Here is a 22,015-nt window from a genome sequence, read left to right on the forward strand (position 1 = left end):
GCAGAAAGGGAGTGCGTCGACGCGGGTAATTACTCGATTTCGCGGGAGTCGAGGAACGAATTGAGCGCCGTCGCGACCTCTTCGAAGTCCTTGACGGTGAGTCCGTCGGTCGTGACGAAGACGCCTTCGCTATCGTTCGTGACGCGGATGAGGAAGCCGTTGTCGAAGACGCGGATCGTGTAGTTGTAGTCGCCGAGTTCCGACCCGTCGTAGGCCGTCTGGGCGGTCTTGAAGCCGCGCCACTCGTGGCCGATGAACGTCGAGAGGTCGGCGTCGCGCTCGAGGTCGTCGCGGAGGTACAGTTGTTGGTAGTCGTCGCGCGCGAAGTACGTCGCCGACCGAAGGCTGTCGCCGATGGCCGTTCGGCAGGTCGTGACGATCTGGTCCGCTGCGTCCTCGGTGAGTAGCCCGGTTGCCATAGCGACCACTCGAACGTCCGACACCTTAATGACGATGGATATTACTGTCCACCTGATAACACGTCGGCGACGGAGTCGACCTACGCGAAGTCGACCTACGCGAGTTCGATCGCTCGCTCGAGGTCCGCGATCACGTCGGCGACGTCTTCGATACCCACGGAGAGGCGGACGAGGTCGTCGGTGGTGCCACTCGCCAGTTTCTCCTCCTCGGTGAGTTGCTGGTGGGTCGTGCTTGCCGGGTGGATGATCAGCGTCTTCGCGTCGCCAACGTTCGCCAGCAGACTCGCGAGGTCGACCTCGTTGCAGACGGTCTCGGCCGCGTCGTAGCCGCCTTCGAGACCGAACGTGATCATGCCGCCGTACCCCCCTTCGAGGTACTCGCTGGCTTCTTCGTGAGTCTCGTGGCTCTCGAGGCCGGGGTAGTTGACCCAGGAGACCTTCTCGTGGTCCTCGAGGAACTCGGCGACGGCCATCGCGTTCTCGCAGTGTTTTTCCATTCGAAGGGGCAGCGACTCGAGTTTCTGGAGGGTCGTCCAGGCGTCGAAGGGCGACTGCTGGTTTCCGAGGTCGCGCAGGCCGCGGGTTCGAGCGACCATGGCGAACGCCATGTCGCCGAACGTTTCGTAAAAGTTGACGCCGTGGTAGGCCGGGTTCGGCTCCGAGATTTCGGGGTAGTCGCCCTCTTCCCACGGGAACGAGCCGCCGTCGACCAGCACCCCGCCGACCGTCGAACCCGCGCCGTGGAGCCACTTCGTCGTCGAGTTCCAGACGAGGTCCGCGCCGTGCTCGAGCGGGCGACAGAGGTACGGCGTCGCGAACGTGTTGTCGACGAACAGCGGTACGTCGTGGTCGTGGGCGATGTCGGCGATGCGCTCGATGTCGGGCGTGACGAGGGCGGGGTTGCCGATCGTCTCGAGGTGGACGAACGCCGTGTCGTCGTCGATCGCTTCCTCGTAGGCGTCGTAATCCAGCGTATCGACGAACTTCGTCTCGATACCGCGCTTTGCGACGGTGTGGGTGAGGTAGGTGTAGGTGCCGCCGTACAGCGACGAGGCGGAGACGATGTTGTCGCCGACGTCGGCGAGGATGAACGTCGCGAGGTCGAATGCGGCCATTCCCGACGCGGTCGCGAGCGCCCCGACGCCGCCCTCGAGCGTCGCGATACGCTCTTCTAACATCGCGTTCGTCGGGTTCATGATCCGCGAGTAGATGTTTCCGGCCTCCTCGAGTCCGAAGAGGGCTGCCGCGTGGTCGGTATCGTCGAACTCGTAAGAGGTCGTCTGATAGATCGGCGGCGCTCGAGCCCCCGTAGCTGGGTCGGCCTTCTGCCCGGCGTGGACGCTGTTCGTCGCGAATCGGTGATCGTCGGCGTCGGCGTCGTCGCTCATGTGGTTTTCTCCCACACGGTAGAACGCAAAAAGTGTTCGCGAAAATTGCCATCGGCTGGGAGTCGAGGCGTGGAGGCCACTGCTGTGGCCTGCGCGAAGCTTTTCATCCGTTCAATTGTACGACGTTCATGGCCATCGAAGCCTCGTTCGTCGCAACGGAAGGCGAGTTTCCGCTCGCCGAAGTATTTGCGAAGTTCCCCGCCAGCCGGATCGAACTCGATCGGGTCGTTCCGACGAACAAGGCACTCGTCCCGTACTTTTGGCTCGAGGACGTGGACGAATCAGAAATTACGATGAGTGGTATCGAACATCCCGGCATCGACGACCTCCGCGTCATCGACGACGTCGACGGCCAAGTGTTCGTCCGGATCGGCTGGAACTTCGAATACGAGAGCATTCTCACGGGGATTCTCGAGACGAACGTCTCACTCGTCTCGGCCATCGGCAAAGAGGATCGGTGGACGTTCGAGCTTCGGGCGACGGATCAAGACGATATCTCCGCGTTTCAAACCTACTGTCGCGACCGAGACATCCCCGTCGAACTCACGCAGCTTCACGCGCTCTCCCCAGTCCGAGACGACTACGACCTGACTGACGCCCAGCGGGAAGCGCTGACGCTCGCCTACGCTCGAGGCTACTACGATTCACCGCGTGAGGCGTCACAGGAGGAGCTCGCCGAAGAGTTAGGAATCACCAGACAGGCGGTTGCCTCGAGATTGCAGCGAGGAACCAGACGGTTGATCGCAGGGTCGATCGTCGAATCCGCCGAGTGAGTATATAAATGGGTTACCTAAGCAACAGTCAGAACTACTCGTCGCAGACGCTTTGATTCAGTGTGAGTCAACTCGATTCCCTCGAGGAGGGAGGCACGATTCTGTTACAGTCTGCGGACGAAGTCGAATTTGACGAGCAACACGAACGCTACCGAGTATCGTACGATCCGTCAGTCGACGATACCAGTCTCGCCGTTGTCACCGCTATTGGAGTCGCATCGCGGACCGATCCGACGCGGTTGCCGCCGCTGTACGATGCGGTCGATCCGACTGCTCTCGACAGCATCTTCAGCGAGGCACAGAACAGCTGTCAGGTCTCGTTTCGGTACACTGATTTCGACGTTACGGTCTCGGACATCGGCGTCGTCACCTGTACACCGGTTACGGCAGAGTGAAAATCGAGTGACGAACGGAGACTACGTCGAGTGCAACGGTTGTGAGTTCGTGTACATGCCTCAAGACAAGCCATCACCCGCCCCTCGAAATCACGAGACGTGTCCGAACTGTGACGGCACGACGTTCCAGTTTGTCGACTCGTCGTAACAAGGGTCAATCTCTTTTCCAGAACTGGTAGCGCTACTCGAGCAGCGACTCGCCGGTCATCTCGAGGGGCTGGTCGATATCGAGTATCTCGAGCAGCGTCGGCGCGACGTCGGCGAGGGTACCGTTTTCTCGGATCGATCGGCCGGCGCTCGAGCCATCAGGGGCGACGTACACCAGGGGAACGCGGTTGTACGTGTGTGCCGTGTGGGGCTGCGCTTCGGTCCCCATATCGTCGGCGTTGCCGTGATCTGCCGTCACGAGGACGTGCGCGCCGACTCGCTCGAGGACGGCAGCCAACCGGCCGAGTTGTGCGTCGACGGCTTCGACGGCCTCGATGGCGGCTTCGTAGTCGCCCGTGTGCCCGACCATGTCGGGGTTGGCGTAGTTGAGGACGAGCGCGTCGGGGCTGTCGGCGCGCGTCTCACCACCCTCGCTTTCGATACGAGAAACCGCCGCTTCGGTCACTTCTGGCGCGCTCATCTCGGGTTGTACGTCGTAGGTCGCCACGTCGGGACTCTCGACGATTTCGCGAATCTCGCCGTCGAACTCGACCTCGCGGCCGCCGTTCAGGAAGTAGGTGACGTGAGCGTACTTTTCGGATTCGGCAAGGCGAAGTTGCGTCTTGCCCGCGTCGGCGAGCACCTCACCGAGGACTTGTTCTGGCTGGTTGGGCGGGTACGCAATCGGCAGATCGAACGTCTTGTCGTATTGGGTCAGCACGACGATCTCCGTGTCTGGCGGGCTGGTCGCGAACTCGTCGGCCCAGTCCTCCGAGCGGATGTCCGCGAGCATCCGCGTGAGCTGGCGCGCCCGGTCGGAACGGAAGTTGAACCAGACGACCGAATCGCCGTCCTCGAGCGCTGGCTGGCCGTCGATACAGGTTGGTTCGACGAACTCGTCCGTCACGTCCCGCTCGTAGGAGTTTTCGACGGCCTCGAGAGCCGATTCCGCCTCGTGGTCGGCCTCGCGATTCACGATGGCGTCGTAGGCGCGCTTCGTTCGCTCCCAGTTCTGATCTCGGTCCATCGCGTAATATCGGCCCGAGACGGTGGCCACGTCGCCCGTCCCGTGTTCGTCGACGACGGACTCGAGCGTGGAGAGGTACGCTCGGCCTCCCGTCGGCGAGGTGTCCCGGCCGTCGGTAAACGCGTGGGTGACGGCCTCGACGTCGCGGTCTGCGGCCAGTTCGATCAGCGCGTGGAGGTGGGCCTGATCCGAGTGAACCCCGCCGTCGCTGACGAGTCCGAGAAAGTGGACTCGTCCGTCGTTTTCCCGTGCCTGCTCGAAGGCCACGTTGATGGCATCGTTTTCCCGAAAAGAGCCGTCCGCGATGGAGTCAGAAATGCGCGTGTACTCCTGGTGGACGACCCGACCGGCACCGATGTTGAGGTGGCCGACCTCGCTGTTTCCCATCTGTCCGTCCGGCAGGCCGACCCGTCGGCCCGCGACCTCGAGCGTCCCGTACGCGCCCTCGGCCGCCAATCGGTCGAAGTTCGGCGTGTCGGCCGCGTCGACGGCGTCTCTGCTCGTCCCGTCGCCGAGTCCCCACCCGTCGAGGATGATCAGCGCAGCGTCCATGTGCGAGGGGTCACGTGCGCGGCGTAACTACCTGTCGTTACCCGCCAGGTCGCGTTTTCATCGTCGTTTCCCGCAGTGGCGTTTCGTGGCCGCTCGTCACCCACCCGTCCGGTACCACGATCGGAACGCTGAATTAGCGGACGACCTAACAGTCGGGCAACCGATGGCCACGGAGATTCCGGACGACGAACCGATCGTACTCTTCGACGGCGTCTGTAACCTCTGTCACGGCTTCGTCCAGTTTCTGGTTCCCCGAGACACCGACGAGCAGTTCTACTTCGCCTCGCTGCAATCCGACGTCGGTCAGAAGCTATTGGCCGACCACGGCCTCGCGGACCACGACCTCGAGTCGGTCGTCCTGATCGAGGGCGAGGACTACTACGTCAAGTCGGGGGCGGTCATCCGAATCGCGCAGTTACTCGGGGGCGTCTACCGACTGCTCGGGCCGTCTCGTTTCCTCCCACGTCGACTGCGAAATTGGGCGTACGACCTCGTCGCGAAACACCGGTACCGACTCTTCGGCCAAAAAGAGCAGTGCATGATGCCGACTGGAAACGTTCAGGAACGCATTCTCGAGTAGCTACATCGCCGGCTTAGTCCCGGCGGTGATCGAACGTTGCTCCGCAGTCACCACAGACGCTCGAGCGGCCGGGCGTCGTCCGCTGGGCGAAGACGCCACCGCAGTCGTCACAGATCATGTAGAGGCGGTGTTCGGGCGGGGTTCCTGCTTCGAACGTCATCCGGATCCAGGCGTCGGTGTCGGTTTCATCGTAGAGCGTCACGCTGCTACCGTGTTGACGCCAATTGATAGATGTACTGTCAGTTTCTGCAACACGTCCGGTTCGCTTGGACATCGGTCTATGCGCACGAATTCTGTCCCCTCCCATAATTTTTCTGATGGAATAGTAACGCGATCTCGAGTAAACGTATCGTCGCGGTCGAACTCCGGGCCGACCGCTGACTTTTTGCAGGTGGACTGAGCGTCACAGCGTATGACACTCGATCCGGTTCACTACGACGGGATCGCACGACTCGCGAGGCGGATCGATCACGGTGCCGACGAGCGCGACCGGCGCGCGCTCGCCGAGACGGTCTGGAGTCAGTTTCTCGATCCCCTGATTTACGACGGGCGAACCGTCCTCGAGCCAGTCGACGAGCAGCGTCGCCGTCACGTCGACTGCGAGGACGTCGCCCTCCAGGAACGACCGTTTCCGACCGAACACGCCCTCGACGCGGGGACGATCAACCCGACGACGTTCAAAAACGGGCTCGTCATCGACATCGCGCAGGCGGCGATGAGCGCGACGCCGAGCGACCTCGACCTCCATCGCTCGCGGACGACGGTGATGACGGTCCACTCGAACGACGAGACGATGACCGTCGACGAAAACTGGCAGAAAGACGACGAGGGGTACCTCCGGAGTCGCGCCGTGAAGATTCCGCCGTTGCCCCGGTTCGCCGAGGGCGTCGTCCACGCGCTCGCACTCTACCTCGCGGAGAGCAAGCACGCCCGCGATCACGCCGAAATGGTGGAAGACCTGCTCGTTCTGGACGGTCCAATCTATCCGCGCGGACTGTTACGCTGGGCCGACCAGCACCCCGATCTGGCCGACTTCCTGCTCGAGGACCCGCGCCCGACGACGGTGCTCGAGAACTACGTTCGGCTGGTCGAGCGCTTCGTCGACCGCGAGGTCCCCCTCGTCGGGTTCGTCAAGAATCCGGCGACCCGCGTCATCACGCGAACGCTGAAGAACAAACGCGACGCCGACCTGGCGACGCCGTGGAACGACGACTCGGCGCTGTTCACTCGCCTCCTCGAGCGCGGCGAGTACGTCGACGACGTCGAGGGGGATCGCTGGGAGCGAGACACCTCGGCGCTCACCTACACGAACTGGTTCCGGTCTCGAGGCGGCGTCGATCGGCCGCTCTCGGTCGACGGCGAGGCGCTCGGCGTCGATCGAAAGCTCTCGCACGAGGCCTACGAGGTGACCTTCTTCGTCGTCTACGATCCGCGCGACGACCTCGTCTACCGCGTCGAGGCACCGTACGCGTTCACTCGCCAGTCAGAGCTGCGCGAACGGCTCACGCTGCAGGTGCTACAGAACGTCGCGATCGCACACGGGCCGCCGACCATCGTCCAGAAGGCCGACGAACTCGCGCGAATCAGTCGCTCCGAAAAAGCCTCCCTCCGGGAGCGACTCGAGAGCCAGTTCGATACGACCCAAGCGCGGACCTACGACGATCACCGGTGGGCCGAGGAGCCCTACTAACTCGAGTGGTTCGACTCGACGTCGGGTTCGACCTCGAGGTCGACCGATTCCGGGTCGAGACCGATTCGAGCGAACTGCGTTCGGACGTGTTCTTTCGCGCCCTCGAGGGCCTGATCACGAGTATCGAAGCCACGAGGCATGGGCGATTCGAACGCGAGGTTGACCTCGCGGTCGCCGACGAGTTGCGTCGAGCCGCCGCTGTCGACTTCGTAGAACTCGTCACAGACCCAGACGTACGCGGCGTCTTCGTCCGGTGCGCCACGAAACGTGGGTGCGCGCTCTCCCCGTTCGTACAGCGTCCCGGAGAGTTCGGTTCCGCCAGCCCGTCCGCAGACGATGAGCATAGTCGTTCCTACGTGTCGTAACTGCAAAAGGACACTGGCGCGAACAAAACACGACAGCTGGGAGATGACAGCGTTGGTTTCGATGCCGACTCGTCGCTCGATTCCGACGACCCGTTGCTGTTCGGTGGACGGAGATTGACTAATTTCTCTTCACACTGACAGTGCTTTCGCCTGAGTTACTCGTCTATCCTAGCTGATATAGTTTCGAGTTAGCAATGCGCACAATCTCGGCGAGCGTCGTAAACAGCCATTACATGGCTTGTTCAAGCATACCACGGGAGAGTAGTGGTTGGTTAGCCGAGTAATGAGTACTTCTCGAGCCAAATCGTTTTGGAAACGTGCTTATCCCTGATGCAGCAGTTGCTGTGATTGATGAGTTCGGAAGCGTCATCCGGCAGTGACAGGAAGTGGACTCCGCTCGAAGACATCCCATCGGAGTGGTACGATGTCCTTCGAAACCCGCGACGACTTCGACTCCTCGAGGAACTTCGCATGCATCGAACACGGGTGTCGCTGGCGTCGCTGACCACGGCAATTGTCGAACGGGAATCGCCCGACGTCTCGAACGGGGAGGCGCGCTACAACGTCCGGCTCTCGTTGCTCCACAATCACCTCCCCCGACTGGCCGAGTACGGCATCGTCGAGTGGGACACCGAGAGCGGTGTCGAACTCGTCGACGACTCGCCGCTCTATCCGGCCGACCTCTCACGACTCCTTGAGTACTGTCGCCAGGAAAACGGCGAAGAACTGCTCGAGGCGATCGTCCACCCAATCCGTCTCGAAATCGTCTCGTTGCTCACCGAGCACGAGCAACCGGCCACCCTCGAGTACATCGCGTCGACGCTCGCCGCACACGACGTGGGAAGCACAGATCCCCTCCAGGTGAAACGCACGCTCCACCACGTTCACCTCCCCACGCTGGAAGCAGTTGGCCTCCTCGAGTTCGATCACGACACCGGTGTCGTGAAACGACGGGACCGACACCTTCCGACGGTTCGGTAGTCGGATGGACGGCGTATAGACAGGGGGTCGACGTGGAGTCACTGCCGGGTTCGCTTCGCTTTTCTTCGTCCGCGGTACTTCAGGGAGTCCGCGTAGCACTCGTCCGGGACAGATCCGTCTCGAGGCGTCTCCCGAAACGCTTCCGGAGGGGCGTCCACTCTGTGCGGATAGTGCCGACAGCCGGACAGTCGTGCGAGGAGGGAAACGGGTTTGAGGACGCGCTTTGATGAAGGGATATGAGCGACCTGGGTGACTTCGGTGAGCATTCCGCCGCGTCCAACTCCGAGACAACCGGCGACGCCGCCGAATCCGACTCGAGCGCCTCGAGTGGGGAGTCGACGGGGACGTCTGGCCAACCGATGGACGACTTCGAATCGACCGGCGTGGAGCCACGCGGCGAAGACGTCGGTATCGGTGCCGTCTGCGTCTCGCAGGGACTTCGCGTCGCCGAGGACGGTGACGAGACGACCCTCCGTGCGTACGTTACACAGGAGAATCGATCGGACATTCGACTGGGCAGTTACCTGCTCGCACCGTATCCGGGCGAGTCGGCCGGCCCCGGTGGTGACGGCGAAACGCTGTTCTGTCGCATTACCAGCCTCGAGTACGATCAACAGTATCACGCAGACGACGCGACGGAGATCCACGCCCGACGGGCGATGCGCGCCGACGATGTCGACGAAGCCGACTACAAGTTCGTCGCCGAACTCGAGCCCGTCGCCGTCCTCTACAACGACGATGGCGAACTCAAACGGCGGATGACCGACCGGGTTCCGAAACCCCAGACGGTGATCGAGCAGGCCGACGACACCGAACAGATCAAGACCGGTCTCAAGATGCCCGAAGACGGCGTCTTTCTCGGACACCTCTCCGTCGGCGGCGAGAAGGTCACCACCGCCGCCTCGCCACCCACGATCGATTACCGCCTGAAAGACGACTACGAGGCGGGAGATCCGCTCATCTTCCGCCACAGTCTCATCGCCGGCGGCACCGGCTCGGGGAAGACTCACGGCGCGAAGAACGTCCTCCGGCAGTTCCTCGCCGACGAGCGAACCTACCCCATGGCCGACGGCCGCGAGGTCAGCCCCGCCGTCGTCCAGTTCGATCCACAGGACGAGTACGCCCAGATGCACGACGACAACCCGGACCTCGATAGCGACTTCGCCCGCCGCCTCGAGCGCGAGGGCGTCGCCTACGGCGGAGTGGACGACACGACGGCGTTCGTTCCGAAGGTCGGGTCGGCCTCCTACGCTGCGGGCCACCACCGCGCCCAGCAACTCGAGTTCACGATTCCGTTCTCGATGGTCCACGAGAACCCGTGGTTGGTCGCGGGAAGCGGATTGAACGACAACCAGTACGGCGCGCTGGTGAGCGTCCTCTTACCGCGATTTCGCGAGCAGTACGGCCCGGACGCGACGTACGACGAATTCACGACGTTCCTCGACGACCCCGCCCTGCGCGAGGAGTTGGACGAATCCGGACGGGTCCACGAGGCGACGTTCGACGCGGTTCGACGACGCGTCCTCGGCTTCAGTCACGTTTTCGATCAGGACGCCCGGCCGATTACGGACATGGTCCACGAGTTCGTCCGCCCCGGCGGGCTCTCCGTCGTCCCGACCTACCACATCAACGATACGCGGGCGACAGAGACCATCGTGCTCGCCCTCTCGTCGCTGCTGATCGACGAAAAGCTCTCGAACGACTCGACCTACGAGCGGATCAAGGAGACGCCGCTCGTCCTTGGCATGGACGAAGCGCACAACTTCCTCACTGACGCGGACAGCGTGCAGGCCGGAAAGGTCATCACAAAGTTCACCGAGGCCGCCAAACAGGGCCGAAAGGAGCGTCTCGGACTCTTTCTCATCACGCAGGACCCACAGGACATCCACGACGCCGTCTTCAAGCAGATCAACACGACGGTCGTGCTCAACCTCGGCGACGAGGACGCCATCAAGAGCGTCAACATCCCGAGCAACCTCGAGTCCAAAGTGCCCTACATGGAGAAGGGACAGATGGTGGTCTACTCGCCGGACAATTCCGAACCAGTCGAGTTGATCGGCCTTCCGAAGTGCGTGACGCGTCACGGTCGGGATTGAAAAAAGCGATCGACGCTCCGGTGCGTCAGCAGAAGTTCTGCGTGGCGTACACCTGATCGTCGTCAGTGATGTGGATACCGATACCCTGGTTCTCCCACTGATCAGCGAGGAGGTTCGCCTCGTGAGCTGGTGAGTTCATCCACTGCTCGACGATACCCTCGCCGAGTTCCTGTTCGTCCTCGTAGTGGACGGTTCCGCGGTCGTCCGTGTTAACCGGCGTGTCGTACCACGTCTGGGCGATGTTCTCGCCGCCGACGTAACCGTTCACGTTACACTCGTACCCGGCTTCTTCGTACCTGTCTGAGACGTCGTTACCGTCCGGGTCTTCGTGGGCGAAGTAGCCGCGCTCGGCCATGTCCTCGCTGTGTGCGTAGGCGATGTCACGGAGTTCGTCGTCGAACTCGAGTTCGTCGACGCCTGCGTCGACACGTTCTTCGTTCACCGCGTCGTGGGCGTACTGTTCGACGGCTTCCTCATCGACCGCGTCGTCAGCATCGTCTTCATCGGCGTCGTCGGCATCGTCTTCATCGGCGTCGTCGGCATCGTCTTCGTCAGCATCGTCTTCATCGGCGTCATCAGCGTCGTCTTCGTCGGCATCGTCTTCGTCAGCATCGTCTTCATCGGCGTCATCAGCGTCGTCAACGTCGTCGATCGTATCGACTCCGTCGAGCAGTTCCTCGACGAGCGATCCGAGGTCAACAGTAGGTTCGAGACTGTCGAATATCGACTCGACAATGTCTTCATCGCCCACGTCTACGCTCACGTCACCGGTGGGGGCATCACCGCCGTCACCGCCCTCCGACGTCGACGGTATCGTCGTCTCCTCCGATTGGTCACCGCTACTCGACTGTGAAACATCGTCACTGTCGGCCGACACGTCGTCGACCGTACTCGAGACGGGCGCTGCGGCCCCCGCACCGATCATACTCAGGACGAGTATCATTACGACTGCTGCGGTCAGTATCGATTTACATTTCATCCGCTGTATATTCCACGGGATATTGTCCAATAGTAACCGACGAGCTACCGCTCAAAAGGAGAGTAATAGTCGCTGGATAGTCACCGTTAGCTACGTACACCGATAGTTGAACGACTGAAAAGGGACAGTACGCTGGGCGTGATTGTCGTTCATCGAGCCACAACAGCGCGTATGTTTCCGATGCCATGTAACTCGGCGGTAGGAGAACGTTCGTGGCGAATCGCTCCGCGGACATCCGATTGAAGAGCCTCCTCGTAACAGATCAGTCGAAAGTTCGTTCACGAACTATGGGAGCGTATCACGCCTCTCGTCTTCGACGAACGCACGACACCAGAGAGTGGTTTGTTCGAACGGGGATCTCTTCGCCGCTCCGACGCGGAGGCTCGAGATGTGCGCTTCGATTGTTGCGTGAGGCGAGGCGTCAGCAGAAGTTCTGCGTGGCGTACACCTGATCGTCGTCGGTGACGAAGACGCCGATACCTTGGTTCTCCCAGTGTTCAGCGAGGAGGTTCGCCTCGTGGCCCGACGAGCCGAGCCACTGGTCGACGATACCCTCGCCGAGTTCCTGTTCGTCCTCGTAGTGGACGGTCCCGCGGTCGTCAGTGGCCACCGGCGTGTCGAACCACGTCTGGGCGAGGTTCTCACCGCCGAGGTAGCCGTTGACGCTGCACTCGTATCCCGCATCCTCGTACCGATCGAGGAACCGGTCACCGTCCGGGTCCTCGTGGGCGAAGTAGCTGCGCTCGACCATGTCCTCGCTGTGAACGTACGCGACGTCTCGGAGCTCGTCGTCGAACTCGAGTTCGTCGACGCCGTGGGCGGCGCGTTCTTCGTTCACCGCGTCGTGGATCGCCTGTTCGACGTCGTCGATGTCGACCGAGTCGGCCGACTGGTCGGTGTCCTCGGTCGCACTCGAGACGGGTGCTGTCGCCCCAACACCGATCAAACTCACCACGAGAATAACGGCGAGCGCTCCAGTTCCAATCGATTTCGATCGTCTTCTCATCCGCAGTAGGTCTGGAAACGAGTAATAAAAATTGTCCGAACGTTCATCAAAATTTGAGTCTCTCGCGATCCGGCGGGTGTTGAGAGTGCCGCGAGAACACGGTTGTAGCTAACGCAATCGACAGGAAAGTGCAGTCGTGGCGCCTCGAAGCCCGATCAGCTCGGTTCGAAGGTGAAACTGACTACCCGGATGAACCGCGTCGAGGAGCGAGGATCGCCGGCCGGCCAAACTGTTTCAAACAGTGAAACAATTGAACGTGAGTGACTCGAGAGGCGAGTTCTCGAGGGGAGTCCACGCGTGAACGAGCCAGCGAGGCGGTACCAGCGGCAGTTTCGGAACTCGCTTCGATCACGAGTCGGTCCGCCGATTCCACCCGCTTCGACGCCAACAGTGCGCGTCGAATTCACTTCGAAAGGAGATCGTCGTAAAATCCTGAAACCTCGGCACTGATCGCCGTACGGTCTCCGGAAAAGAAGTGATCCCCAGCCATCGACGAGACGGTGTCACCGCGATCTCGCGCTCGTTCGACCACGGGTTCCCACTCAACGGTCGAATCGCGTTCACCGTAGAGGATCTGAACGGGACACTCGAGTGACTCGAGGGCGGCGACGACGTCGAGATCAGGTGCGATCCGTGCCGTCGGTGCGAGTGCGGAGACGGCCGCGGGATCGGTGTCTGGGGCCGCGAGCAGCGCCATACTCGCCCCGAAACTGTATCCGAAGACGCCGACGGGGAGCGATTCTCGTTCGTCGCCGCTCGCGCCGTCGAAGCGGTCGGTGTCTCTGGCCCAGCGAATCGCGTTTCGCACGTCCTCGCGTTCGCCGTAGCCGTCGTCCCACTCGCCGTAGTCGAATCGCAAGCAGGCGATACCCGACTCGCAAAGGGCCTCCGCGACGCCGACGAGTCGGGCGTCTCGACGCGACCCGCCGTGTCGTGGATGTGGCGGACAGGCGACGACGACGGCGCGTGGCTCGTCGTCTGGTTCCTCGAGCGTCCCGCGGACGTCGCGGCCGCCGGGGATCAATACGTCGGTCATAGCAGTCGCTTGAGCGCGACGGGTAATCAAGACCCGTGTCGCTGCGAGTCGGCGTCGGGTACGGCCTCGAACCCGTCGAACTCCCGCCCCAATCGACGCCGATCGTACTCGGCGACGGCGACGAGACAGCCGAATCCGACCAGGAACAGCGCCCCGCCGACCGTCTGGCGACCAGCGACGAACGTCGACGATGCGGCGTACCAGACGGTCGTCGTCGCGAGCGCGAGTCCGATCGGGACGCCCGTACGCGTCAGTCGGAGACCGACACCCTCGCCCCGAACGAGCGGGCCGACGAGCCAGTACGATCCGCCGATCGCTACCGACGCGGCGAGCAGGGTCACCACGGTCGACCACGACGCGACGATTCCGACGAAAAAGGTGATCACACCGCCGACGGAGACGCCGGTCCCGAACCGCTCGAGCCACGACGATATCGGCCGATCCGACTGCTGGCTCGACGGCGCGCTCGAGGATTCGTCGTCGCAGGTGTCGACGTGGGTAACGCGCTGGCCAGCCGTGATCGCGACGCGGTCGCGCTCGCCGTCGACAGCGGTCGGCGACTGGTCGTCGGTTCCGTCCCCTTCTTCGAGCGTGGGATCCGCGGCCGTCGAGTCGACTGCCTCGCGCTCGAGCCAGGGCGACTCCGTCTCGACGCCGTCGAACGTGATCGGGAGACTCGCTGCAATTTCGAAGTTCGGGTGGTCCTGGATCTGAAAGTGAAGGTGTGGCTCCGAGGAGTTGCCGGAGTGGCCACAGCGACCGATTCGCTGGCCGCGTTCGACGCGGTCGCCTGGCTCGACTGCAACGCTGCCGGGGACGAGGTGGACGAGACTGCTGTATTCGTCGGGCGCGTGCTGGATCACGACGTAGTTGCCGCGAATGTCGCGCTTCAGAAGGTGTGAGAGACCGCCGCCGTGGCTCGCCTCAGGGTCGCCATCCGAGACGTCGACGACGATTCCGTCGGCGGGCGCGAGTATCGGCTCGTCGTAGCAGTAGTAGTTCTCGACGGCCGTTGGCCCCTCCGCCGTCGCCGAGTGGCCCGCGTCGTCCGTCACGACGAAGTCGTAGGCGTAGCGCTGGTTCACCGGGAACCACGAGTGAGAGTACTCTCGCTCGAGGCTGCCGGTGACGACCGTCCAGGTACCGTCGACGGGAAGTCGGTACGAAACGCGTTGCTCGTAGGTTTCGCGGTCGGGAATCGATCCGCGGTGGCGCACGAGCGCGACGGCGCTGCCGAGGAGTTGCCGGAGGTCCTGGGCCATCACGAGCGGGTTGAAAAACGTCGGCACGAGCATGGCGTAGCCGATCGCGTACTCTCGTCCCGTCCCCATGTGGATCCAGTCGGTCGGTTCCGTCGCGTCCGTTTCGTCGGCGTAACGGCCGAAGACCAGTCCGACCAGCGGAGCGACGAGCGGCCAGAGGAAGAAGAGGAAGAAAAGCTGAAACACCTGTAGAAAGGCCAGCGAGTCGAACAGGTAGCCGGGAACCGCGAGCACCGAGAGGGCGACGAGATACATCGGCTCGAACGACCGGAGCGCACTCCGGAGCCGCGCTGAGGGCGTCGCCGTCTCGGTGGTGGCTCGGTCAGTCATTAGTGACTCTCGGTCGGGAACGGACGTAATCGCTTTGTGAAGACGATTTCACAACGCGAGTTGATAGTTCCTCGCAACGTCGCTCCGGAAACATCAATTAGCTATCAAGAGTAGCCCAGGCCATGACCAGGGACGAGAGTAGCGATGCCGGTTCCGGACCCCAGGTTCGGGAGGCGTTCTCCCTGCTCAACCACGAGATCCGCCTCGAGATCGTGCTGGCGCTGCTCGAGGACTGGCAGGCAGTCTACACGGAGCCGCGGTCGTACGCCGAGTTGATGGACGCGGTCGGAATGCGCGACAGCGGCAAGTTCAACTACCACCTCGACAAGCTTCGCGGCGTCTACGTGTGGCAGGTCGAGGACGGCTACGTGCCGACGGCGAGCGTGACGGCGCTCTATCGAGCCGTGCTCGCCCACCAGCCGACTGTCGAGTTCGAGTACGACCCGACCGAGATCGACGCGGCGTGTCCGAGCTGCGACGCGACGCTGGTGTTGGAGTACGAACGCGGTTTCGTCTCCGTCGACTGCAGCGCCTGCGACTGGATTGGATTCACGTATCCGTTCCCCCGACGCGGGTTCGACGGTCGAGATGCGGACGCCGTCGCTCGAGCCGTCACCCGTCGGGCCAGACACCACGTCGCGATGGCCGCCGAAGGCCAGTGTCCGTTCTGTGCAGGGACGACGACGGTCGACCCTCGAGTCGACGCCGTCGAAGACGCCGAGTACTGGATCGAGATCGACTGCGACGCCTGTACGTACACCGTCGGAACTGCGCCGCTCGCGACGGTGTTGTACGACGAACGGGTCGTCGCCGCACTCGAGGAAATCGGGACTGGTCGCGAGCCATACGACTGGGAACTCCCCGAGGTAACGGTGCGAGTCGAGTCGCGCGATCCCTTCGAACTCGCCCTCGAGATCGACGGTGACGACGGGGCGGCGACGGTCGTCGTCGACGACACCGTCACGGTGCAGTCGGTGTGTGTAGACGGCTGATCGGGATTCGAGTCGACGACGTCACCCGATTTTCGGCTACTGCTTCGATCCTGGCGTAGCTGGTGCGTTCGCGTTCGGTCAGTTTACGTTCGCTACCGCGCCAGAGTCTCCGGTTCCGTCATCGTCTGTCGATGATGTGATGTTTTTAAGGGTGACGAGCGTTACGTACCTAGCATGGGCATCCTCTCTCGGACCTCCTACATCATCCGGTCGAAGATCAACTCGGTGCTCAACAGAGCCGAGGATCCAACGGAGACGCTCGATTACTCCTACGAGCAGATGCGGGATCAACTTCAGGACGTCAAACGCGGCATCGCCGACCTTACCACGCAGAAAAAGCGCCTCGAGATGCAAAAGCGCCGACTCGAGGATAACGTGGAAAAACACAACGAGCAGGCTCGAACGGCGGTCGAACAGGGTCGTGAGGATCTGGGTCGGCGCGCCCTCGAGAAGAAGAAGACGAAGATGAACCAGATCGAGGATCTCGAGCGCCAGATCTCCGAATTACAGGGCCAGCAGGATCAGTTGATCGAACAGAAGAACGAACTCCAGAACCGCATCGAGGAGTTCCGCACGAAAAAGGAGACGATGAAAGCCCGCTACGAGGCTGCAGAGGCGAGTTCGACGGTCTCGGAAGCGATGACGGCAACCGGAGAGGAGTTCGAAGACGTCGGTCGCGCCATCGAGCGCGCCGAGGAGAAGACCGAGGACATGGAAGCGCGTTCGGCCGCACTCGACGAACTGCACGAATCCGGTGCGTTCGACAACGTGCTCTCGGACCAGGACAATATCGACCGCGAACTCGAGGAACTGTCGACCGACAGCGGCGTCGAAGCCGAACTCGAGACGCTCAAATCCGATGTCGGCGAGGGTGACACCGAGGGGGAATCAGCGCCGGACGCTGAGGGCGACGTCGACGTCGACGAGGACGAACTCGAGGAACTCGAGGAGGACGTCGACGACAGCGAAATCGATGCCGAACTCGCCGAACTGCAGGACGAAGAGAACGCCTGATCTCCGGTTTCACACGGAGTAGACGATTTTACGGAGGGCCAATGTTACTCGAGTAGCGCTGCCGGAGGCGTTCTCGTGTGTGGACGACAACGTTGTGCGTAAGGCTCACTTTCTGCGGGGTGACGGCCTGAACCGACATTCACACGAACTGGAGAGAGGAGCAACGACTACCACGGGCGACGTGGAAACGCGCTTATGGGGACGAATCCGGGTTTCGAAGCGTTATCGACGACCGAACAAGTGGTGTTACTCTGCGTGGCGACGTGCCAGCGAAGCGACGAGACGCCAGTCCAGGCACACGAGGTTCGACACGCCTGTCGAGCACACCTCGAGAGCGCCGAAACGGACATCGTCGGCACGGTCTCCGAAGCGGACGTAATGCGCTCGCTGTACCGACTCGAGGACGCGGAGTTTCTCGAGGAAGCCGAGAGAGACCGGCGGTCGCCGACGGGAAAGGGACGACCGGCGTACTCGCTCGCAATCGACGCCGACGACGTCGAGGCGGGTGTCGACGACCGATTGCTCGAGCGTGCGGAGTGAGCGAGTCGCCGATGGGCTGGCATCGATCGACTGCAGCTCACTGACGGTGTCAATCTGTTCAGCGTTCCGAATGCGTGAGCGTGATGACGTATCGATCAGTTCGGCGTGCCGAGTGCCGTGATATCGTACTCCGCCAACTCGGACGGCGACTCGAGGATGATGACCTGGAACTCCCATGTCGTTTCGCCGTCTAAATCTCCGATCGTATCGAGGTAGCGTCCGAGTTGATCGCCGTCGTCGTTGTACACGCGGACGCGTACTTCGGCGAGATCGATTCGCTCGTCGCCCGTATTTTCGAGGACCCCTTGGACGGTCGGGCCCCGAAAACCGTCCTCGAGGACGAATTCGTGGCGTTCGAACGAGAGTTCTCCGAGGGCAGAGACCCCCTCGTCGATCTCCTGTTCGGCGAGCGCATCCGCCGCGGTCAGTTCGGTTTCCGAGCGGTCCTCGGCGTCGATGTCCTCGATCGGTTCTCGTTCGTAGTCGGGTTCACCCTCGACACCCGGGCCACCACCGTTACAGCCGGCGAGGAGGGCGCTCGAGCCGGCACCGACGGCGATGAGGAGTCGGCGACGACCGATTGGAGATGCTGTCATCGCCGACCACCGCCTGCAGACGAGGAGCGTTGTACCGGAGTGTGTCCGCGACAAATCATACAAAACGCGACACCACGAGTGCATTTCAGTGTAGGCCCTGAACCGTCAGCGCCGTCGGCTGTCGGTGTGCACGACCAGCAACCAGTCCGAACTCGTCACTGTTCGCTACTGTATCTATAAGCTGGATGTGCAATGCAGGCCTTATTGGTTCGCCCGGTGGGAACGGGAGTATGGCCGCTTCAGAGAGCGACGACTCGCTCGAATCTCACGGCGCTGAGATCGGCAAGCGGACGAGTTCGATCACGAGGGTAAAAGAGTGGGTGCTCGTCGAGGGTGACCGGCTGTTCGTCGCGGCACTCGTCTCGCTCGGCGTCTTCGTGTTGTTTCTCGTCCTCAACGAAATCGGGTTCATCGCCGTCACCAACGACGACTCGATTACCAGACTCGCCGGCGGCATGATCGCCGGCACCTTCTCGCTGGTCACGCTGGTCGTCTCGATCAACCAACTCATCCTCTCACAGGAGTTCGCCTCCGCGGGCGACGCCCGCGAGCAACTCGGAGGCGTACTGGCCTTCCGAGAGAACGTTGCAGAACTAGCTGACGTTCCGGCGAGTCCGGCATCGCCCTCGCGGTTGCTCGAACTCGTCATCGAGACCATCCACCACCAGGCCCAAGAACTCGAGGATGCCGTCGACGACGACCACGAGGCGGCTGAACTGATCGAACGATACACGACTGGGATCAAAGAGAGCACCGACCGTATCGACGAGACCCTCGAGCAGACGACGTTCGGGACGTTTCGGGCGATGTCCGCGGCGGTCGCGTTCAACGCCGCCTGGCAATTGTATGTGGCCAGACAGCTTCGTGAACGACACCACGAGTCCGTTTCCGACGAGGCGTCCGACTCGTTAGAGAAGTTGATCGAATCGCTCGAGTTGTTCATCACGACGCGCGAACACTTCAAGACGACGTACTTACAGCGCGAACTCACCAGATTCTCGCAGTTGACGATCTACTTCGGCGTTCCGGCGATCCTCGCGGCGATGATACTCGGGTTCGTCTACGCGGATCTCACCGGCCCGACGGTGAGCGTGGCGTACTTGCCGTTCGTCGTCAGCGGCCTCATCGCGATCGTCGTCTCGCCGCTCTCGTTGCTCGTCGCGTACATTCTCCGGACGGCAACCATCACCCGTCGAACGTCCTCAATCGGGCCGATGCTGCCACAGAAGGAACCGGAAGCGGGGCCGTTCGAGGTTTCCTACAGCGGGGACGAAGACTGAATAGGCGCGTACAGACGTCCTGCCGTAGTTGCTGGCGACTCGGCGTACAGCAGGTGATGGCGGGTCGTTTATCTGTTACTCCGGAGTATCATGGGGAGAATGGAACTGTTAGAGAAACTTCGACTCGACGCTGGGGAGTCGATCAACCTTCGAGACGACCTCAGCGCGGGAACGAACGTCCTCTTACACTTCGTGCTCCTCGGCGGACTCGCCTGGGGGTCTGGACAGCCGTTTCTCTTTCCCAGCCTCGGCCCGTCGGCGTACCTGCTCGCGACCGGTGAGAAGCCGCGTGCAGAGGGATCGTACCACGTCATCGGCGGACACGCCATCGCCGCCGTCTGCGGACTCGTCACGTATCTCGTCTTCGCCGACGGTCTCGTCGCCGTCGACGTCTTCGAACAGGGAGCCCCGTTCTCGAGTGACGTCGGCTTCCTCGTCCTCAGTGGAACCGTCGCGATGGTGTTGACGACCATCGGCATGCTCTGGACGGACACGAACCATCCGGCCGCCTGCGCGACGACGCTGATCGTCGCGCTCGGACTCATGTCGACGGTGCTCGAGGTCATTATCATCGTTGCCTCCGTGATCCTCCTCGTCTGGTTCCACGGGCTCATCGTCGAACGAGTGCAGGACCTCTTCGGCGTCGAACCGAACGATCCACGCTGAGCTAAGGAGACACGAGAGAGACGTGAAAACGGCTACTCGTACGCTCGAACGTCAAAAAGACCGACAGGTGAGTTATCGACGACTCTCAGTTCGCGGCGAGTCGTCCGCCTCCCTGAACGGTGCGTCGACCGTCTCTATTTCCGACGTCATATCGGTAATCAGCGCGAACAACGCGCCCAGCAACAGGCCGTAGAGCAGGTGACCCGTCAGACTCTCGAGAGCGAGTCCCGGGAAACCCGGATCGGCAGCGCCGCCGATCGTCGTCCACAGCGTCAGGGCGATCACTGGAAGGAACGCCCAGATTGCGAGGCCGTAGACGACGCCCGCGAGCGTCAGTCGAAGACCCGGCCCCATCGCCGAGAGAAATCCGGTCTCGACGTCGGCGGTGATCGTCCCCAGGATCGGCCCTCTCGTGACCAAGAGCCCGAAGACGGCGCCGATGACGAGCCCGTGTGCCAGATGGAACAGCCATCCGGCAGTGCCAATCGGCTCGAGGCCGTATATCGCCGGAATCGCGTCGGTGATGATCGATGGGTCCATCACCCACAGTATCGCGCCGAAGAGCAACGACCCAATAGCGCCACCGACCGCACCACCGACAAGCCAGTTTGCGTACCCGCCGATGCCGAACGTGGTCGGATCGTCTATCTGGTAGCTCATCGCACGTATCAGTAGGAGCGGGAGCCGGATAAAAAACGTGCCAAATAGCTTGTCCGAGCGCCGTACGGACCGCACTGTGAGCGGGCACGAATCTCACGTCGAGCGAGAATGCATCGGCGTGCCGTCACTTCCTGGGTCGGGTGTTTTGCCACTCGCAGTAGTGGAACTGGTACTCGATGAGCGACACCGATACAAGCGGGAATACCGACGGACAGGATCGACTCGGGGGGACGCGACTGTGGGTCTTGCTCCGACTGAACCGTTGGGCGTTTACCGGAGCGATCTTGCTCGTCGTCTACGTCGTGCTCGTGCTCACCAGTTTTTTGCAGCTGACGCCATTGCGGACGATCGTCGAGAACCAAGACGGGATCGAGTTCCTCTTCTCGGCGTTCATCGGCGCGATCATCACGGGGACGTCGATCGTCGTCACGATCAACCAACTCGTCCTCTCACAGGAACTCGGCGCGATCGGCGACCAGCGCGATCGGATGAGCGCATCGATGGACTTCCAACACGACATCGAAGACACGATCGAAGAGGACATCAGCCCGCCGGAACCCGCCGCGTTCCTCTGGGAACTCGTCGACGGTATCGAAGAACGAGCCAGGGAACTCGAGGAGGAGATGGAAGACGAACGCGACGAGGGGCTACAGGCGGAGGTCAACGATTACGTCGAAGACGTCACCGGGAACGCCCAGTTCGTCAAAGACGGGCTCGAGAACGCTCAGTTCGGGACGTTCTCGGTGATCTGGAACGCGCTTCGGTTCAACTACTCGCGAAAGATTCACGACGCCCGAAAGATTCGAACGCACCACGAGGGGGCGCTGTCGGAAGACGCGAACGAGAAGCTCTCCCGAATGATCGAGACGCTGCGCTACTTCGGCCCCGCTCGAGAACACTTCAAGACGCTGTACTTCCAGTGGGAACTCATCAACCTCTCGCGTGCGCTGTTGTACATCTCCGTCCCCGCGCTGACAGTGATGGCGATCATGATCATGTACGTCGACGGGACAACCCTACTCGGAACCACGTTGGGCGTGGACAACCTCGTCTGGGTGACCAGCGCCGGCTTCGTCGCCGGAATCTCCCCGTTCGTCGTCTTCATCACCTACATTCTCCGGATCGCGAGCGTCGCCAAGCGAACGCTCGCGATGGGGCCGTTCATCCTCAGAGAGTCCGCTCGAGACGAGGATCTCGGGTAGTCTCGAGGCACTTCAGTCGGATGCTCGAGGGTCGCCTTC

23 protein-coding genes are annotated in these 22,015 nt (G+C 62.1%); 12 read left to right on the top strand and 11 right to left on the bottom strand.

What is annotated here, in order from left to right:
- Nucleotides 1-29: 29 nt before the first annotated feature.
- Together BB347_RS10830 and BB347_RS10835 are read right to left on the bottom strand one after the other, a co-directional pair.
- A complete protein-coding gene (locus BB347_RS10830; RefSeq protein WP_076581354.1) occupies nucleotides 30-419 on the bottom strand; it encodes a DUF7522 family protein in 390 nt (129 codons plus the stop codon).
- 95 nt (nucleotides 420-514) lie between these two features.
- A complete protein-coding gene (locus BB347_RS10835) occupies nucleotides 515-1,807 on the bottom strand; it encodes an O-acetylhomoserine aminocarboxypropyltransferase/cysteine synthase family protein (protein WP_076581356.1) in 1,293 nt (430 codons plus the stop codon).
- 128 nt (nucleotides 1,808-1,935) lie between these two features.
- Here BB347_RS10835 and BB347_RS10840 point away from each other — a divergent pair, with 128 nt between their 5' ends.
- Together BB347_RS10840 and BB347_RS19325 are read left to right on the top strand one after the other, a co-directional pair.
- Nucleotides 1,936-2,580, top strand: coding sequence for a helix-turn-helix domain-containing protein (locus BB347_RS10840; RefSeq protein ID WP_076581358.1), 645 nt, complete (start codon nucleotides 1,936-1,938; stop codon nucleotides 2,578-2,580).
- Between the two features lie 62 nt (nucleotides 2,581-2,642).
- Nucleotides 2,643-2,975, top strand: a complete 333-nt coding sequence (locus tag BB347_RS19325; RefSeq protein WP_236995941.1) for a HalOD1 output domain-containing protein — start codon at nucleotides 2,643-2,645, stop codon at nucleotides 2,973-2,975.
- Between the two features lie 181 nt (nucleotides 2,976-3,156).
- On the opposite strand, the gene gpmI is transcribed toward BB347_RS19325, so the two are convergent.
- Nucleotides 3,157-4,701: a 2,3-bisphosphoglycerate-independent phosphoglycerate mutase gene (gene gpmI / locus BB347_RS10850; RefSeq protein ID WP_076581360.1), complete on the bottom strand. Its 1,545-nt coding sequence runs from the start codon at nucleotides 4,699-4,701 to the stop codon at nucleotides 3,157-3,159.
- 163 nt (nucleotides 4,702-4,864) lie between these two features.
- On the opposite strand from gpmI, the gene BB347_RS10855 reads away from it, so the two are divergent.
- Entirely contained in the window at nucleotides 4,865-5,281 is a 417-nt protein-coding gene (locus BB347_RS10855; protein WP_076581362.1) for a thiol-disulfide oxidoreductase DCC family protein, read from the top strand.
- A gap of 13 nt (nucleotides 5,282-5,294) precedes the next feature.
- Here the strand turns inward: BB347_RS10855 and BB347_RS10860 are convergent, their stop codons facing one another.
- The gene (locus tag BB347_RS10860; protein WP_076581364.1) at nucleotides 5,295-5,555 is read right to left on the bottom strand and encodes a hypothetical protein; all 261 of its coding nucleotides are present in this window, start codon (nucleotides 5,553-5,555) and stop codon (nucleotides 5,295-5,297) included.
- 138 nt (nucleotides 5,556-5,693) lie between these two features.
- Between BB347_RS10860 and BB347_RS10865 the strand changes: the two genes are divergently transcribed.
- Nucleotides 5,694-6,971 carry a DNA double-strand break repair nuclease NurA gene (locus tag BB347_RS10865; protein WP_076581366.1) on the top strand — a complete coding sequence of 426 codons (1,278 nt, stop codon included), beginning with the start codon at nucleotides 5,694-5,696 and terminating at the stop codon, nucleotides 6,969-6,971.
- On the opposite strand, the gene BB347_RS10870 is transcribed toward BB347_RS10865, so the two are convergent.
- Nucleotides 6,968-7,315 carry a DUF7113 family protein gene (locus BB347_RS10870; protein ID WP_076581368.1) on the bottom strand — a complete coding sequence of 116 codons (348 nt, stop codon included), beginning with the start codon at nucleotides 7,313-7,315 and terminating at the stop codon, nucleotides 6,968-6,970. The genes BB347_RS10865 and BB347_RS10870 overlap by 4 nt on opposite strands.
- A gap of 372 nt (nucleotides 7,316-7,687) precedes the next feature.
- On the opposite strand from BB347_RS10870, the gene BB347_RS10875 reads away from it, so the two are divergent.
- The gene (locus BB347_RS10875) at nucleotides 7,688-8,317 is read left to right on the top strand and encodes a DUF7344 domain-containing protein (RefSeq protein WP_076581370.1); all 630 of its coding nucleotides are present in this window, start codon (nucleotides 7,688-7,690) and stop codon (nucleotides 8,315-8,317) included.
- A gap of 236 nt (nucleotides 8,318-8,553) precedes the next feature.
- The gene (locus tag BB347_RS10880) at nucleotides 8,554-10,413 is read left to right on the top strand and encodes an ATP-binding protein (RefSeq protein ID WP_076581372.1); all 1,860 of its coding nucleotides are present in this window, start codon (nucleotides 8,554-8,556) and stop codon (nucleotides 10,411-10,413) included.
- 25 nt (nucleotides 10,414-10,438) lie between these two features.
- On the opposite strand, the gene BB347_RS10885 is transcribed toward BB347_RS10880, so the two are convergent.
- The 4 genes from BB347_RS10885 to BB347_RS10900 all read right to left on the bottom strand — a co-directional run bounded on the left by BB347_RS10885 (nucleotide 10,439) and on the right by BB347_RS10900 (nucleotide 15,026).
- Nucleotides 10,439-11,356: a CAP domain-containing protein gene (locus tag BB347_RS10885; RefSeq protein WP_236995942.1), complete on the bottom strand. Its 918-nt coding sequence runs from the start codon at nucleotides 11,354-11,356 to the stop codon at nucleotides 10,439-10,441.
- A 457-nt stretch (nucleotides 11,357-11,813) separates the two neighbouring features.
- Entirely contained in the window at nucleotides 11,814-12,398 is a 585-nt protein-coding gene (locus tag BB347_RS10890; RefSeq protein ID WP_076581376.1) for a CAP domain-containing protein, read from the bottom strand.
- A gap of 403 nt (nucleotides 12,399-12,801) precedes the next feature.
- Entirely contained in the window at nucleotides 12,802-13,434 is a 633-nt protein-coding gene (locus BB347_RS10895; RefSeq protein WP_076581378.1) for an alpha/beta hydrolase, read from the bottom strand.
- 26 nt (nucleotides 13,435-13,460) lie between these two features.
- Nucleotides 13,461-15,026, bottom strand: coding sequence for a M23 family metallopeptidase (locus BB347_RS10900; RefSeq protein ID WP_076581380.1), 1,566 nt, complete (start codon nucleotides 15,024-15,026; stop codon nucleotides 13,461-13,463).
- Between the two features lie 122 nt (nucleotides 15,027-15,148).
- On the opposite strand from BB347_RS10900, the gene BB347_RS10905 reads away from it, so the two are divergent.
- The 3 genes from BB347_RS10905 (at nucleotide 15,149) to BB347_RS10915 (ending at nucleotide 17,572) form a co-directional block, all read left to right on the top strand.
- Nucleotides 15,149-16,018 (top strand): winged helix-turn-helix domain-containing protein, encoded by an 870-nt coding sequence (locus BB347_RS10905; RefSeq protein WP_076581382.1) that lies wholly within the window; start codon nucleotides 15,149-15,151, stop codon nucleotides 16,016-16,018.
- Between the two features lie 174 nt (nucleotides 16,019-16,192).
- Complete coding sequence (locus BB347_RS10910) at nucleotides 16,193-17,032, top strand: PspA/IM30 family protein (protein WP_076581384.1); 840 nt, start codon at nucleotides 16,193-16,195, stop codon at nucleotides 17,030-17,032.
- Between the two features lie 195 nt (nucleotides 17,033-17,227).
- The gene (locus tag BB347_RS10915; protein ID WP_076581386.1) at nucleotides 17,228-17,572 is read left to right on the top strand and encodes a hypothetical protein; all 345 of its coding nucleotides are present in this window, start codon (nucleotides 17,228-17,230) and stop codon (nucleotides 17,570-17,572) included.
- Between the two features lie 95 nt (nucleotides 17,573-17,667).
- On the opposite strand, the gene BB347_RS10920 is transcribed toward BB347_RS10915, so the two are convergent.
- Complete coding sequence (locus tag BB347_RS10920) at nucleotides 17,668-18,168, bottom strand: FxLYD domain-containing protein (protein WP_076581388.1); 501 nt, start codon at nucleotides 18,166-18,168, stop codon at nucleotides 17,668-17,670.
- A gap of 230 nt (nucleotides 18,169-18,398) precedes the next feature.
- Here BB347_RS10920 and BB347_RS10925 point away from each other — a divergent pair, with 230 nt between their 5' ends.
- Nucleotides 18,399-19,448 (top strand): AAA family ATPase, encoded by a 1,050-nt coding sequence (locus tag BB347_RS10925; protein WP_076581390.1) that lies wholly within the window; start codon nucleotides 18,399-18,401, stop codon nucleotides 19,446-19,448.
- A 99-nt stretch (nucleotides 19,449-19,547) separates the two neighbouring features.
- Entirely contained in the window at nucleotides 19,548-20,114 is a 567-nt protein-coding gene (locus tag BB347_RS10930) for an HPP family protein (protein WP_076581392.1), read from the top strand.
- A 72-nt stretch (nucleotides 20,115-20,186) separates the two neighbouring features.
- Here BB347_RS10930 and BB347_RS10935 read toward each other — a convergent pair whose 3' ends face one another.
- The gene (locus BB347_RS10935) at nucleotides 20,187-20,774 is read right to left on the bottom strand and encodes a hypothetical protein (protein ID WP_076581394.1); all 588 of its coding nucleotides are present in this window, start codon (nucleotides 20,772-20,774) and stop codon (nucleotides 20,187-20,189) included.
- A 176-nt stretch (nucleotides 20,775-20,950) separates the two neighbouring features.
- Between BB347_RS10935 and BB347_RS10940 the strand changes: the two genes are divergently transcribed.
- On the top strand, nucleotides 20,951-21,976 hold the full coding sequence (locus BB347_RS10940) for a hypothetical protein (RefSeq protein ID WP_076581396.1): 1,026 nt from the start codon (nucleotides 20,951-20,953) through the stop codon (nucleotides 21,974-21,976).
- Nucleotides 21,977-22,015 lie beyond the last annotated feature (39 nt).

The organism is Natronorubrum daqingense, from assembly GCF_001971705.1.
GTDB lineage: Archaea > Halobacteriota > Halobacteria > Halobacteriales > Natrialbaceae > Natronorubrum > Natronorubrum daqingense.

What these genes read in the sequence shown, in the direction of transcription:
- BB347_RS10830 (WP_076581354.1), bottom strand. Translation starts at nt 419, where the DNA reads ATGGCAACCGGGCTACTCACCGAGGACGCAGCGGACCAGATCGTCACG.
- BB347_RS10835 (WP_076581356.1), bottom strand. Translation starts at nt 1,807, where the DNA reads ATGAGCGACGACGCCGACGCCGACGATCACCGATTCGCGACGAACAGC.
- BB347_RS10840 (WP_076581358.1), top strand. Translation starts at nt 1,936, where the DNA reads ATGGCCATCGAAGCCTCGTTCGTCGCAACGGAAGGCGAGTTTCCGCTC.
- gpmI (WP_076581360.1), bottom strand. Translation starts at nt 4,701, where the DNA reads ATGGACGCTGCGCTGATCATCCTCGACGGGTGGGGACTCGGCGACGGG.
- BB347_RS10855 (WP_076581362.1), top strand. Translation starts at nt 4,865, where the DNA reads ATGGCCACGGAGATTCCGGACGACGAACCGATCGTACTCTTCGACGGC.
- BB347_RS10860 (WP_076581364.1), bottom strand. Translation starts at nt 5,555, where the DNA reads ATGTCCAAGCGAACCGGACGTGTTGCAGAAACTGACAGTACATCTATC.
- BB347_RS10865 (WP_076581366.1), top strand. Translation starts at nt 5,694, where the DNA reads ATGACACTCGATCCGGTTCACTACGACGGGATCGCACGACTCGCGAGG.
- BB347_RS10870 (WP_076581368.1), bottom strand. Translation starts at nt 7,315, where the DNA reads ATGCTCATCGTCTGCGGACGGGCTGGCGGAACCGAACTCTCCGGGACG.
- BB347_RS10875 (WP_076581370.1), top strand. Translation starts at nt 7,688, where the DNA reads ATGAGTTCGGAAGCGTCATCCGGCAGTGACAGGAAGTGGACTCCGCTC.
- BB347_RS10880 (WP_076581372.1), top strand. Translation starts at nt 8,554, where the DNA reads ATGAGCGACCTGGGTGACTTCGGTGAGCATTCCGCCGCGTCCAACTCC.
- BB347_RS10885 (WP_236995942.1), bottom strand. Translation starts at nt 11,356, where the DNA reads ATGATACTCGTCCTGAGTATGATCGGTGCGGGGGCCGCAGCGCCCGTC.
- BB347_RS10890 (WP_076581376.1), bottom strand. Translation starts at nt 12,398, where the DNA reads ATGAGAAGACGATCGAAATCGATTGGAACTGGAGCGCTCGCCGTTATT.
- BB347_RS10895 (WP_076581378.1), bottom strand. Translation starts at nt 13,434, where the DNA reads ATGACCGACGTATTGATCCCCGGCGGCCGCGACGTCCGCGGGACGCTC.
- BB347_RS10900 (WP_076581380.1), bottom strand. Translation starts at nt 15,026, where the DNA reads ATGACTGACCGAGCCACCACCGAGACGGCGACGCCCTCAGCGCGGCTC.
- BB347_RS10905 (WP_076581382.1), top strand. Translation starts at nt 15,149, where the DNA reads ATGACCAGGGACGAGAGTAGCGATGCCGGTTCCGGACCCCAGGTTCGG.
- BB347_RS10910 (WP_076581384.1), top strand. Translation starts at nt 16,193, where the DNA reads ATGGGCATCCTCTCTCGGACCTCCTACATCATCCGGTCGAAGATCAAC.
- BB347_RS10915 (WP_076581386.1), top strand. Translation starts at nt 17,228, where the DNA reads ATGGGGACGAATCCGGGTTTCGAAGCGTTATCGACGACCGAACAAGTG.
- BB347_RS10920 (WP_076581388.1), bottom strand. Translation starts at nt 18,168, where the DNA reads ATGACAGCATCTCCAATCGGTCGTCGCCGACTCCTCATCGCCGTCGGT.
- BB347_RS10925 (WP_076581390.1), top strand. Translation starts at nt 18,399, where the DNA reads ATGGCCGCTTCAGAGAGCGACGACTCGCTCGAATCTCACGGCGCTGAG.
- BB347_RS10930 (WP_076581392.1), top strand. Translation starts at nt 19,548, where the DNA reads ATGGAACTGTTAGAGAAACTTCGACTCGACGCTGGGGAGTCGATCAAC.
- BB347_RS10935 (WP_076581394.1), bottom strand. Translation starts at nt 20,774, where the DNA reads ATGAGCTACCAGATAGACGATCCGACCACGTTCGGCATCGGCGGGTAC.
- BB347_RS10940 (WP_076581396.1), top strand. Translation starts at nt 20,951, where the DNA reads ATGAGCGACACCGATACAAGCGGGAATACCGACGGACAGGATCGACTC.